This is a genomic window from Sinomonas soli (genome assembly GCF_054782415.1).
The window spans coordinates 171,289-182,689 of record NZ_BAAGSN010000006.1; the positions used below are offsets into that span (position 1 = coordinate 171,289).

Below are 11,401 nucleotides of genomic sequence, written 5' to 3' on the forward strand. Positions count from 1 at the left end.
GCCTAGGTTCCCGGACCCGTGCGCGGCGTCGAGTCGAGCAGCTCGGCCAGCGCCGCGTCGGAGACCTTGCCGCCCGGCGTCGTCAGCTTCCTGCCCTCGTGGTAGGCGAGGAGGAGGCGCGGGTCGACGTAGGATCCCCGCGCCACCGCGATCGTGTTGTGGAGCCAGTCCGCGGCGTCGGCGATGGCGCGGCGCCACGCCTCCTCTGCGTCGAAGCCCTGCTCGCCGCTGCACGCAAGGGATTCCGCCGCGATCACGGTGCCCCGCCACGTCCGGAGGTCCTTGGCGCTCACCCCCATCCCGGCCCGCACCCGCAGGTACCCGTTGAGGGACTCGGATCCGATGCGCTGGAACCCCCCGCCGGACTCGTAGCCCAGCGCGGCCCGGGACCTCGCGCCCTTCGGCAGGCTGCGGAGGTACCCGGCCAGGTCGGGATCGCGCAGTTCCACCGACCACTGCATCCCCGACTTGCCCGGGAACTCCAGCGAGATGGTGTCGCCGTCGAGCCGCAGATGCCTGCGCTGGAGCGTGGTGACACCGAACGACCCGTGCTGGCGGGCGTACCTGCGGTTTCCCACGCGCACCCCGAGCCGGTCCACGATGCGGAGTGCGGCCGCGAGGGCCTGCTCCTTGGGACCGTGCTTGCCGCGGAGGTCCTCCGTGACAGCCCGGCGGATCCCGGGGAGCCGCCGCGCCAGGGCGACGGCGCGGTCGAACTTGCGGGCCTCCTGCCGCTCACGCCACGTGCTGTGGTAGAGGTACTGCTTCCGACCGGCGGAGTCGATGCCGGTCGCCTGGACCCGGGCACGCTGGGACGCCGCGATCCGCACGTTCCGCCACGCCGGCGGTATGGCGAGCGCCTCGATCCGCGCGAGCACCTCCGGCGCGTCGACCCGCTGGCCGTCCGCGTCCCGGTAGCTGAACCCCTTGCCCGCGCGGCGCCGGGTGATTGTCCCGTGCGCCGTCCGCCTGCTGCGCGTCTTCATCGGCAGCTACTTACCCACAGCCCCACGGATGGAACCAGCCCGCCGGCCGCCGGCCGGGCCGTCACGGAAGGAATCACCCATGAATGCATCTGATCCCCAGGACCCGCGCAGTGCCCGCGTGACGGGCACCATTCCCCCGCAGGATCTCGAGGCCCCGGGCACCACCCGGGAGACCGAGCCCCGCCCGGACCACGGTGAGACCACCTACGAGGGCCACGGACGCCTCACGGGGCGCGCCGCCCTCGTCACCGGGGGCGACTCGGGGATCGGCCGCGCCGTGGCCCTCGCGTTCGCCAGAGAGGGGGCAGACGTCGCCATCACCGCCATGCCCGAGGAGGCACAGGACGCGGCCGAGGCCACGGCGGCCATCTCCGAGGCGGGGACCCGCGCGGCGCACTTCGAGGGCGACCTGCGGGAGGAGGACTTCGCCGCCTCCCTGCCCGGGCGCACGCTGGAGGAGTTCGGGAAGCTGGACATCCTCGTCCTCAATGCGGCGTACCAGCAGGCGCGGGACGGCATCGACACGGTCTCCACTGAGGAGTTCGACCGGGTGATCCGCACCAACCTGTACAGCCAGTTCTGGACGCTCCGCGCTGCCGTCCCCCATCTCCAGCCGGGCGCGTCCATCATCATCACGAGCTCCGTGCAGGCCGCGCAGCCCTCGGCGGGGCTCTTCGACTATGCGATGACGAAGGCCGCGCAGGCCGCCCTCGTCAAGGCGCTCGCACCGGAGCTGGGCAGCAAGGGCATCCGCATCAACGCGGTGGCGCCCGGACCCGTCTGGACGCCGCTCATCCCCTCGACGGGCTGGCCCGAGCACGTCCCGGAGTTCGGCAAGGACTCGCCCCTCGGGCGCCCCGCCCAGCCTGCCGAGCTGGCACCCGCCTACGTGCTGCTCGCCTCGGACGAGGCCTCCTACATCTCAGGAGCGGTGGTTCCCGTCACCGGCGGGAAGCCCTTCTAGAGTTCAGGCCCGGGCCAGAGACTACCGACCCCACGGAGGAGCGCCGGTCCGCAAGGACCGGCGCTCCTCCCAGCTGTTGCAGGGTTCCCTGCGGGTCACCCGGCGTCGAAGCGGTCGCCGCCGCGCTCGTCATCGTCGTCGTCCACCCCCGAGTCACCGGCGGCGGCCCGCTCGGGGTGGTTGCCCACCTCCGAGATCGCCTGGCTCACCTCGGTAGGCTTCGCGTAGGAGCGGTCCGGGATGGCCTCGAGGGAGCGCATGACGTTGCTGTCGGCGCCCTCTTCCTTGGCCTTGGCGACGAGAGTCCCCTTCTCGGCGGGGTAGTCGACGCCCTCGAGGAACTTCTGGATCTGGATCGGGTTTGCGGAATCGGTCATGGCTCTCCTCTCTCGTGAACCCGCTCAGCGGGTTCCTTCAGTCGGGGTGGTGGTACCGGTCGCCCCGCCGCGTTCGGCGTCCGGCGGCACAGTACCGTCCATGCGGTCGGTGCGGAGGTCTTCCGTCGCCCCGTGCCGGCCGGGTCGAACCGGGCCGGCATCTTCGCGGACCTGCTCCCCGCGGACCTGATTCCCGCGGACCGGCTCTCCCGGGATCGGCTCCCCGGGCACCGGCTCTCCGCGGCGCTCCGCCACGGCCTCCTCGCGGCGTTCCTGACGGACCTCCTGGCGCGGGACCGCCTCCTCTCGGGCACCGTCGGTGCGGCTGCGGCGGTCCGGGTCGAGCTCGTCCGCCTTGCGGCGCTGCTCCTCGATCTTCTCGCGGTCCTCGCGGGTGCTCTCGCTGTGCCCCTCGGCCTCGCGGCGCAGACGGGCGGCGTCGACCTCGGCGCGCTCGGCGCGCACCTGCGCCTCGTGGGCCTTGACTTCCCGGTCTCGGACGTCGATCTCCCGGCGTTCGGCCTCGGCACGCAGCTCCTCCGCGTGCGCGCGCTGGCGCTGCCGCCGGGCTTCGCCCCGCTTCCGGGACACCGCGATGGCCACGATGATCACGATGACGACGATCACCGCGATGACAATGACCGCCGTGAGCTGGGTCGGGTCCATGGGTCAACCTCCTGAGTGTCAGGTTTCCCTCCCTGTACCCGCCGGGGCGGGGATCCAATCACTCACGCTGCCGCCCTTGGCCGCCCTTGGTAGGGTGCGGCGCATGGCCCGGATCGAGGACTACGCACTGGTCGGCGACCTCCAGACGGCCGCGCTCGTGGGCCGCGACGGCTCGGTCGACTGGCTGTGCCTGCCGCAGTTCGACTCGCCCTCCTGCTTCGCCGCGCTCCTCGGCAGCGCCGACCACGGGCGCTGGAGGATCGCGCCGGCTGGGGCCGGGGACTGCACCTCGCGCCGATACCGCCCGGACACCCTCGTCCTCGAGACCATCTGGGAGACCGACGACGGCGCGGTGCGGCTGATCGACTTCATGCCGCCCCGCGACGGGGTCGTCGACCTCGTACGGATCGTCGAGGGGCTCCGGGGCGAGGTGTCCTTGGAGATGGACCTCGCCCTCCGGTTCGACTACGGCCACGTGGTGCCCTAGGTGCGCCGCCACGGTGGGGTCCTCCAGGCGATCGCCGGCCCCGACGCCGCCTACCTGAGCACGCCCGCGCCCCTCGTGGGCCGCGATCTGCGCACCCGCAGCAGCTTCACGGTGAAGGAGGGCGAGCGGGTTCCGTTCGTCCTGACGTGGGGTCCGAGCCATGAGGAGTACTCTCCCCGGCCGGACGCGGAGGCCTCCCTCGCCCGCACCTGCGCCTTCTGGGAGGAGTGGACGGGCCGCTGCACGGTGACCGGCCCGCACCGGGAGGCCGTCAACCGGTCCCTCATCACCCTCAAGGCCCTGACCTTCGAGCCGACCGGCGCCTTCGTCGCTGCTCCCACCACCTCGCTGCCCGAGGCGATCGGCGGCGTGCGGAACTGGGACTACCGCTACTGCTGGCTCCGCGACGCCGCGCTCGCCCTCCAGGCCCTCCTCGCCACCGGCCACACGGACGAGGCCGCGGCCTGGCGCGACTGGCTCCTGCGCGCGGTCGCCGGCGACCCGGCCGACCTGCAGATCATGTACTCGATCACCGGCCGGCGGCGCCTGCCGGAGACCACCCTCGAATGGCTCCCCGGGTACGAGGGAACGGCCCCGGTGCGCACCGGCAACGCCGCCGCCGGCCAGCTCCAGCTCGATGTGTGGGGCGAGGTCCTCGACGGCCTGGCCCTCACCCGCAGCTCGGTCCACTCGTGCGACGACTCCTGGGACCTCCAGCTCGCCCTCGTCGAATACCTTGAAGGGATCTGGGACCAGCCGGACAACGGGCTCTGGGAGATGCGCGGGCCGCGGCAGCACCTCACCCACTCCAAGGTCATGGCCTGGGTGGCCGCAGACCGCATGGTCAAGGGTGCCGAGGCCGGGCTCGGGGGCCCCCTCGAACGCTGGCGCGAGGTCCGCGACGCGATCCGCGCCGACGTCCTGGCCCACGGGCTCGACCCCACCCGGACCCACTTCGTCCAGGCCTATGGCTCGAGAGAGCTCGATGCGGCGCTCCTGCTCATCCCCCGCGTCGGCTTCCTGCCGTACACGGACGCCCGCGTCGTCGCGACCGTCGAGGCCGTGCAGCGCGAGCTGAGCGTGGACGGCCTGCTGCTGCGCTACCGGGCCGAGTCGGGCGCGGACGGCCTGCCGGACGGCGAGGGCGTGTTCCTCGTCTGCTCCTTCTGGCTCGTGACTGCGCTCGTCGGGATCGGGCGGACCGAGGAGGCGTCGGCCCTGTTCGAGCGGCTCCTCGGCCTGGCGAATGACGTGGGCCTGCTGAGCGAGGAGTACGACCCGCACGCGCGCCGGCACCTCGGCAACACGCCCCAGGCCTTCAGCCACTTCGGCCTCGTCAACGCCGCCCTCGCGCTCCACCGCGGGACGCCAGCGAGCGACCAGCCTCCCGCCTCGTCGGACTAGTCGGACTCGGCGCGGCCCGGGCCTGATCCCGCCGGGCGCACCGCCTCGGCGATCGCCGCGGCCACCCTGGCGGGGTCCTCGTGGCTCCAGAACCGCAGGACCTGCCAGCCGGCCGCGCTGAGGGCGGCGGTCGTCTCGGCGTCCCGCTCGCGGTTGCGGGCGATCTTGGGTCGCCAGTAGTCCACGTTGCTCGCCGGCTCGATGTAGTGCTCCGGGCATCCGTGCCAGTAGCAGCCGTCGATGAAGACCGCCACGCGGGCGCGGGTGAACACGAGGTCCGCCGTGCGCCGCAGGGCCGGTTCGGGGCGGTAGGCCACGCGGTAGCGCAGGCCCATGGCGTGGACCGCCCGGCGCACCTTGAGCTCGGGGGCCGTGTCCCGCGAGCGGTTCCCGAGCATGGTGCGGCGGATCGCCGGCGTCGTCGCCCAGGACGGCTCGCCCTTCCGGCTCCGGCCCCTGCCGTCGCTGCCGCGGGCGGACGACGGCGGCGACGCGCCCGCCGCCGGTGCGTCACCGGCGTCGTGCGTCTCCTCGGGAACCCCCGCCTGGCTCATGCGGCCAGCGTACGCCGGCGGCTGGGAAGGTACTGGGAGCCCGTTTTGCCCGCTCCCCCGCGGGTAGCGCTGAAGAAGGAGGGCTGGACGCCGCCCGGTCCGTGCACGGAAGGAACCCCGATGGGAACACTGGCATTCCTGGCCGCGAAGGGCCCGGGGCGCGGGCCCCTGAACCGTAGTGGCCCCCTCGGCGCAGTGCAGCCGCGCGGAATCCAGAAGCTGGTCCGCAACGTCGAGACCGGCCGGTTCGAGCGCACGCTCTCGGGCCTCACCGCCGCGGGGGCGCTCGTGACCGCGGCCGAGATCTACCTCGAGCACGACAAGGCGAGCTTCGGCAATCCCTGGATGTGGGCGCCCGTGGCCTTGGGACCGCTCGGCGCCGCCGCCGGGATCGGCGGGGTGTTCAGCGCGCGGCTCGCCCACACGGCGCTGCCGATCGCCAGCGCCGCGATCGTCGCGAACGGGCTCCAGGGGACCTACCTCCACCTGCGGGGGATCGCCCAGCGCCCCGGCGGCTTCAAGGAGCTGCGCTACAACGTCGAGATGGGCCCGCCGCTGCTGGCCCCACTGCTCGTGACCCTGGTCGGCGGGATGGGGATCCTCGCGTCGATCCTGCGGAGGGAGCCGTGACACTCCCACTGCCCGCCGAGGACGGCGGAGGACGCTTCCCGGGCCAGCGCGCCCTCGACGAGCGCGGCCACTGGGACGACACGACGGCGTCGCTCGTCATCTCCCGCACCCAGCGGCCGCCGGACATCAGCTTCTTCTCGGCGCAGGAGCAGGGCATCGCCGCCGCACTCCTCGACCGGCTCGTGGGCCAGGAGCCGGACGCGCAGCCGCGTATCCCGCTCGTGAACTTCGTCGACGCCCGCCTGGCAGCGGGTGAGACGGACGGCTGGCACTACGCGGACCTGCCCGAGGACGCCGAGGTGTGGCGGCAGGGGCTGCGCTTCCTCGACGAGGACGCACGCGAGCGCTGCGGCACCGGGTTCGCGACCGCGGGCCGGGAGCAGCAGGAGGCCCTCCTGACCCAGCTCCATGAGACCGAGGGCTCCTGGCACGGCTTCCCGGCCGGCCACGTGTGGAACCTGTGGCTGCGGTACGCGTGCACCGCGTTCTACTCCCACCCGTATGTGTGGGACGAGATCGGGTTCCCCGGCCCCGCCTACCCCCGCGGCTACGCGAACCTGGGCCTCGACCGGCGCGAGCACTTCGAGGTACGGGACGCGCGCCCGGGTGAGAGCGCATGAGCGCGGCCCGCGGGCTGCGCGGCGTCAGGGCCCGCAATGAGTCCGCCTGGCTGCTGCCCCTGGCCGACCCGGACGTGGACACCGGCATGCGCCGCTTCGCGGACGACGACGAGGTGGACCTCGTCATCGTGGGCTGCGGAGCCGGCGGCTCGACCATGGCGCAGCGCCTCGCCCGCGCCGGGTGGAACATCGTGGTCCTCGAGGCCGGGCCCTTCTGGGAACCGGACCGCGACTGGGTCAGCGACGAGGCCGGGTCGCACCGGCTGTACTGGACGGAGCCGCGCGTGATCGACGGCGACGACCCCGTGCCGCTCGGCTCGAACAACTCCGGCCGCGGTGTGGGCGGCTCGATGGTGCACTTCGCCGGCTACACCCCCCGCTTCCATCCCAGCGACTTCCACACCCAGAGCCTCGACGGGGTCGGCGCCGACTGGCCCCTGCGGTACGAGGACCTCAAGCCGTACTACGAGGACATCGAGGAAGAGCTGCCCGTGGCCGGCCAGGACTGGCCGTGGGGCGACCCGCACAGCTACCCCCACACCCCGCACCCCGTGGGGGGCAACGGGCAGGCGTTCCTGCGGGGCGCGCTGGCGTGCGGGATCGAGGCCCGCGTGGGGCCGGTGGCGATCTCCAACGGCCGCTTCGGGCACCGCCGGCACTGCATCTACCGCGGGTTCTGCCTGCAGGGCTGCAAGGTGGACGCCAAGGCCTCTCCCCTCATCACCCACGTCCCCGACGCGATCGCGCACGGAGCCGAGATCAGGGCCGACTCAATGGTCACCCGCGTCGCCGTCGATCCCCGCACCGGGCTGGCGACCGGCGTGCACTACGAGCACGGCGGCGTGGAGCACTTCCAGCGGGCGCGGAACGTCGCGGTGGCGGCCTACTCGATCGAGACGCCCCGGCTGCTGCTCAACTCGGCCTCGCCGCAGTTCCCCGACGGGCTGTGCAACGACCACGACCTCGTTGGCCGCTACCTCATGGTGCAGGGAGCACCGCAGACGGGTGGCCGGTTCGAGGAGGAGGTGCGCATGTACAAGGCGCCGCCGCCCGAGGTCAGCAGCGAAGCCTTCTACGAGACGGACCCCACGAAGCCGTACAAGCGCGGCTACTCGATCCAGACCGTCTCCCCCCTGCCCATCACGTGGGCCGAGCACATCGCCGCCCAGGGGCACTGGGGCACCGAACTGCGCCGCCGCATGACCGACTTCGTCCACTGGGCCTGCCTCGGCGCCCTGTGCGAGTTCCTGCCCCAGCCGGAGAACCGGGTGACGCTCGACTCCGAGACAGACCGGCGCGGCATGCCCGTGGCCCGCTTCACCTACAGCCGCTGCGGCAACGACCGCCGGCTCATGGCGGCGGCGGCCGACACGATGGAGCAGATCCTCACGGCCGCGGGGGCCAGCGAGGTCATGACGATCGAGCGCTACGCCCACCTCGTGGGCGGGGCGCGTATGGCGGCGGACGAGCGGCACGGCGTGGTCGACGCCGACTGCCGCACCTTCGCCGTCCCGAACCTCTTCATCACCGACGGCAGCGTGCTGCCCACCCAGGGCAGCGCCAACCCGGCACTGACGATCATGTCCCTCGCCGCACGCACCGCGGGCCGCCTCGCTGCAGGCGCGCGCGGGGGGCAGCGCCAACCACAGCGCGAACCAGTAAGCGAACCAGCAAAGGAGAGCTGACATGGCCGAGAAGAACGTGGCCGAATTCCTGCTCGAAAGGCTCAAGGCCTGGGACATCAGCACCGTGTTCGGATATCCCGGAGACGGCATCAACGGCATCGTCACCGCCCTCGGCAAGGGCGAGGGCCCCCGGTTCGTGCAGGCGCGGCACGAGGAGATGGCCGCCTTCGAAGCGGTGGGCTACGCCAAGTTCACGGGCAAGGTGGGAGTGTGCATGGCCACGTCGGGGCCCGGCGCGGTCCATCTCCTCAATGGCCTGTACGATGCCAAGCTCGACCACGTCCCGGTGGTCGCGATCGTGGGGCAGGTGGCGCGCACGTCGATCGGCGGCTCCTACCAGCAGGAGGTCGATCTCCCCTCGCTGTTCAAGGACGTCGCCTCGGACTACGTCCAGCTGGTCACCGTCCCCGAGCAGCTGCCCAACGTGATCGACCGGGCCATCAAGGTCGCCTGCGCGCGGCGGGCGCCGACCGCCGTCATCATCCCCTCCGATGTCCAGGAGCTCGAGTACTCGGCGCCTCCGCACGAGATGAAGATGGTCCCCTCGAGCCTCGGAATCGAGTGGCCCGAGCTGGCCCCGGACACCGAGGGCCTCCGGAGGGCGGCCGAGGTCCTCAACCAGGGCAAGAAGGTCGCGATCCTCATCGGCCAGGGCGCGCGCAACGCTGCCGCGGAGGTCCAGGAGGTGGCCGAGCTCCTCGGCGCCGGGGTGGCGAAGGCGCTCCTCGGGAAGGACTCGCTTCCGGACACCCTCCCGTTCGTCACCGGCTCGATCGGGCTCCTCGGGACGAGGCCGAGCTACGAGATGATGCGGGACTGCGACACCCTGCTCACCATCGGCTCGAGCTTCCCCTACCTGCAGTACATGCCGGATCCGGAGAAGGCCCGGGGAGTGCAGATCGATGTCGACGCGACCATGATCGGCATGCGCTACCCCTACGAGGTCAACCTCGTGGCGGACGCCGCCGCGGGCCTGCGGGCGCTCATCCCGCTCCTGAACCGCAAGGGGGACCGCGGCTGGCGCGAGGACATCGAGGACAAGGTCGCCAAGTGGTGGGCGGACATGCGGGACGAGGCCCTCGTCGAGGCCGATCCGATCAATCCGCTCCGGGTCTTCTCGGAGTTCTCGGAGCGCATCCCGGCCTCGGCGATCGTCACCTCGGACTCGGGCAGCGCCGCCAACTGGTACGCGCGGCAGATCCGGTTCCCGGCCGGGGTGCGCGGGAGCCTCTCCGGGAATCTGGCCACGATGGGACCTGCGGTGCCCTACGCGATCGGGGCCAAGATGGCCCACCCCGACCGACCCGTCATCGCCTTCGAGGGGGACGGTGCGATGCAGATGAACGGCCTCGCCGAACTCATCACGATCGCCCGCTACTGGAAGGACTGGTCCGATCCCCGGCTCGTCGTGGTCGTGCTCCACAACGACGACCTCAATCAGGTCACGTGGGAGCTGAGGGCCTTCAGCGGCTCTCCGACCGTGCCGATGACGCAGGAGCTGCCGGACGTGGACTACGCGGGCTTCGCCGCCAGCCTGGGCCTGGGAGCCATCTCGGTGGACACCCCGGACGCGCTCGGCACCGCCTGGGACAAGGCGCTCACCGCCACCCGTCCCACGCTGCTCGACGTGCGCACGGACCCCAACGTGCCCCCTATCCCGCCCCACGCCACGCTCAAGCAGGCCCTCAACACGGCCAAGAGCGCCGCCAAGGGGGACGAGAACGCCTGGCAGTTCATCAAGGAGGGCCTCAAGGTCAAGGCCCAGGAGCTCCTCCCGGGGCATCGGGAATGAGTGCGCCAGCGGGCGCCCCGATGCACGACGCCGGATCGGGCGCCGCGGTCTCGTCCGTCACCGCTGCGGCCTACACCGTCCCGACCGACGAGCCCGAGGCCGACGGGACCTTCGCCTGGGACTCCACCACCATCGTGGTGGTGCGGGTGGAGGCGGGCGGCACGCACGGGACGGGGTACACCTACGGCCCGGCGGCCCTCGTGCCGGTCGTGCAGGAGCTCCTCGCGCCCGCGGTCGTCGGCGCGGACGTCTTCTCGGTCCCCGCCTGCTCCGAGGCGATGGCCCGCGCGCTGCGCAACGCGGGCCAGTCGGGGGCCTGCGCGTACGCGGCGTCGGCCGTCGACTGCGCGCTGTGGGACGCCGCAGCCCGGCATGCCGGGCTGCCCCTGCACCAGTTCCTCGGCGCGGCCCGCACGGAGGTGCCCGTCTACGGCAGCGGCGGCTTCACCACCTACATCGACGCCCGCATGGCCGAGCAGCTCACCGGCTGGACGGCGCAGGGGATCCCCCGCGTGAAGATCAAGATCGGGCAGGACCGCGGTGCGGCGGAGTCCCGCGACATCGCCCGGATGCTCGCCGCCCGCGAGGCGATCGGCGGCCGGACGGCCCTGTTCGTCGACGCCAACGGGGCCTACACCCCGAAGCAGGCCGTGCGCGTCGCGGACGCCGCCGCCGAGGCCCGGATCACGTGGTTCGAGGAGCCCGTCTCGAGCGAGGACCTCGACGGGCTGCGCTTCGTGCGCGAGCGCACGTCCCCCGACGTCGCCGCGGGCGAGTACCTCACCCGCCTCAAGGACGCCGAGCGGATGTGCGCCGCGGGGGCGGTCGACTGCCTGCAGGCCGACGTGACCCGCTGCGGCGGCATCACCGTCTGGCTGCGCATCGCGGCCGTCGCGGCGGCCCACGGCGTGGGCTTCTCCGGCCACTGCGCCCCGGCGATCTCGGCAGCCCCGGCTGCGGCCGCCGCGGGGCTGCGGCACCTCGAGTGGTTCCATGACCACGTCCGTCTCGAGTCGATGCTGTTCGACGGCGTCCCGGATCCCGACGGCGGAGCCATTGCGCCGGACTCCTCCCTGCTCGGCAACGGCCTGGTCCTCCGCTCGGCAGACGCCGAGCAGTACCGGGTCGCCTGAGGCTCCCGGGACGCGGGCAGGGTCATCCGGAGGGAATCGGTGCGGGGCGGCGTTTCGCTCCGCGGCGCGGAGGGTAAGAACGGCGCGCCTGTTGGCGGGGGTC

At 72.6% G+C, this 11,401-nt stretch carries 10 protein-coding genes and 1 pseudogene; 7 read left to right on the forward strand and 4 right to left on the reverse strand.

Translation table 11 applies throughout. The features are described from left to right. Window positions 1–2: 2 nt before the first annotated feature. A complete protein-coding gene (locus tag ACYVKZ_RS06465; protein WP_460991244.1) occupies window positions 3–986 on the reverse strand; it encodes a DNA topoisomerase IB in 984 nt (327 codons plus the stop codon). A gap of 79 nt (window positions 987–1,065) precedes the next feature. Here ACYVKZ_RS06465 and ACYVKZ_RS06470 point away from each other — a divergent pair, with 79 nt between their 5' ends. Beyond that, on the forward strand, window positions 1,066–1,950 hold the full coding sequence (locus ACYVKZ_RS06470) for an SDR family oxidoreductase (protein WP_460991245.1): 885 nt from the start codon (window positions 1,066–1,068) through the stop codon (window positions 1,948–1,950). Window positions 1,951–2,045: 95 nt separating this feature from the next. Here the strand turns inward: ACYVKZ_RS06470 and ACYVKZ_RS06475 are convergent, their stop codons facing one another. Both ACYVKZ_RS06475 and ACYVKZ_RS06480 read right to left on the reverse strand, forming a co-directional pair. Then, on the reverse strand, window positions 2,046–2,327 hold the full coding sequence (locus ACYVKZ_RS06475; protein WP_460991246.1) for a DUF2795 domain-containing protein: 282 nt from the start codon (window positions 2,325–2,327) through the stop codon (window positions 2,046–2,048). A gap of 24 nt (window positions 2,328–2,351) precedes the next feature. After that, on the reverse strand, window positions 2,352–2,993 hold the full coding sequence (locus ACYVKZ_RS06480; RefSeq protein ID WP_460991247.1) for a hypothetical protein: 642 nt from the start codon (window positions 2,991–2,993) through the stop codon (window positions 2,352–2,354). A 103-nt stretch (window positions 2,994–3,096) separates the two neighbouring features. On the opposite strand from ACYVKZ_RS06480, the pseudogene ACYVKZ_RS06485 reads away from it, so the two are divergent. After that, window positions 3,097–4,884: pseudogene (locus tag ACYVKZ_RS06485) on the forward strand (glycoside hydrolase family 15 protein). Here the strand turns inward: ACYVKZ_RS06485 and ACYVKZ_RS06490 are convergent. Continuing rightward, window positions 4,881–5,438, reverse strand: a complete 558-nt coding sequence (locus ACYVKZ_RS06490) for a very short patch repair endonuclease (RefSeq protein ID WP_460991248.1) — start codon at window positions 5,436–5,438, stop codon at window positions 4,881–4,883. The pseudogene ACYVKZ_RS06485 and the gene ACYVKZ_RS06490 sit on opposite strands and share 4 nt — an antisense overlap. 120 nt (window positions 5,439–5,558) lie before the next feature. Here ACYVKZ_RS06490 and ACYVKZ_RS06495 point away from each other — a divergent pair, with 120 nt between their 5' ends. From ACYVKZ_RS06495 to ACYVKZ_RS06515, 5 genes are read left to right on the forward strand one after another with little or no spacing between them, the layout of a single operon-like run. Next, window positions 5,559–6,068: a hypothetical protein gene (locus ACYVKZ_RS06495; RefSeq protein WP_460991249.1), complete on the forward strand. Its 510-nt coding sequence runs from the start codon at window positions 5,559–5,561 to the stop codon at window positions 6,066–6,068. Continuing rightward, window positions 6,065–6,688 (forward strand): gluconate 2-dehydrogenase subunit 3 family protein, encoded by a 624-nt coding sequence (locus ACYVKZ_RS06500; protein ID WP_460991250.1) that lies wholly within the window; start codon window positions 6,065–6,067, stop codon window positions 6,686–6,688. Before ACYVKZ_RS06495 ends, ACYVKZ_RS06500 begins: the two co-directional genes overlap by 4 nt. Further along, window positions 6,685–8,373, forward strand: a complete 1,689-nt coding sequence (locus ACYVKZ_RS06505; RefSeq protein WP_460991251.1) for a GMC family oxidoreductase — start codon at window positions 6,685–6,687, stop codon at window positions 8,371–8,373. Before ACYVKZ_RS06500 ends, ACYVKZ_RS06505 begins: the two co-directional genes overlap by 4 nt. 1 nt (window position 8,374) lies before the next feature. Further along, window positions 8,375–10,165, forward strand: coding sequence for a thiamine pyrophosphate-requiring protein (locus ACYVKZ_RS06510; RefSeq protein WP_460991252.1), 1,791 nt, complete (start codon window positions 8,375–8,377; stop codon window positions 10,163–10,165). Next, on the forward strand, window positions 10,162–11,298 hold the full coding sequence (locus ACYVKZ_RS06515) for an enolase C-terminal domain-like protein (RefSeq protein ID WP_460991253.1): 1,137 nt from the start codon (window positions 10,162–10,164) through the stop codon (window positions 11,296–11,298). The genes ACYVKZ_RS06510 and ACYVKZ_RS06515 overlap by 4 nt, the downstream gene beginning before the upstream one ends. Window positions 11,299–11,401: the final 103 nt, after the last annotated feature.

Bases quoted from the DNA above. Each gene is read 5' to 3' on its own strand.
- ACYVKZ_RS06510 (WP_460991252.1), top strand. From the start codon at position 8,375: ATGGCCGAGAAGAACGTGGCCGAATTCCTGCTCGAAAGGCTCAAGGCC.
- ACYVKZ_RS06480 (WP_460991247.1), bottom strand. From the start codon at position 2,993: ATGGACCCGACCCAGCTCACGGCGGTCATTGTCATCGCGGTGATCGTC.
- ACYVKZ_RS06490 (WP_460991248.1), bottom strand. From the start codon at position 5,438: ATGAGCCAGGCGGGGGTTCCCGAGGAGACGCACGACGCCGGTGACGCA.
- ACYVKZ_RS06515 (WP_460991253.1), top strand. From the start codon at position 10,162: ATGAGTGCGCCAGCGGGCGCCCCGATGCACGACGCCGGATCGGGCGCC.
- ACYVKZ_RS06495 (WP_460991249.1), top strand. From the start codon at position 5,559: ATGGGAACACTGGCATTCCTGGCCGCGAAGGGCCCGGGGCGCGGGCCC.
- ACYVKZ_RS06475 (WP_460991246.1), bottom strand. From the start codon at position 2,327: ATGACCGATTCCGCAAACCCGATCCAGATCCAGAAGTTCCTCGAGGGC.
- ACYVKZ_RS06470 (WP_460991245.1), top strand. From the start codon at position 1,066: ATGAATGCATCTGATCCCCAGGACCCGCGCAGTGCCCGCGTGACGGGC.
- ACYVKZ_RS06465 (WP_460991244.1), bottom strand. From the start codon at position 986: ATGAAGACGCGCAGCAGGCGGACGGCGCACGGGACAATCACCCGGCGC.
- ACYVKZ_RS06505 (WP_460991251.1), top strand. From the start codon at position 6,685: ATGAGCGCGGCCCGCGGGCTGCGCGGCGTCAGGGCCCGCAATGAGTCC.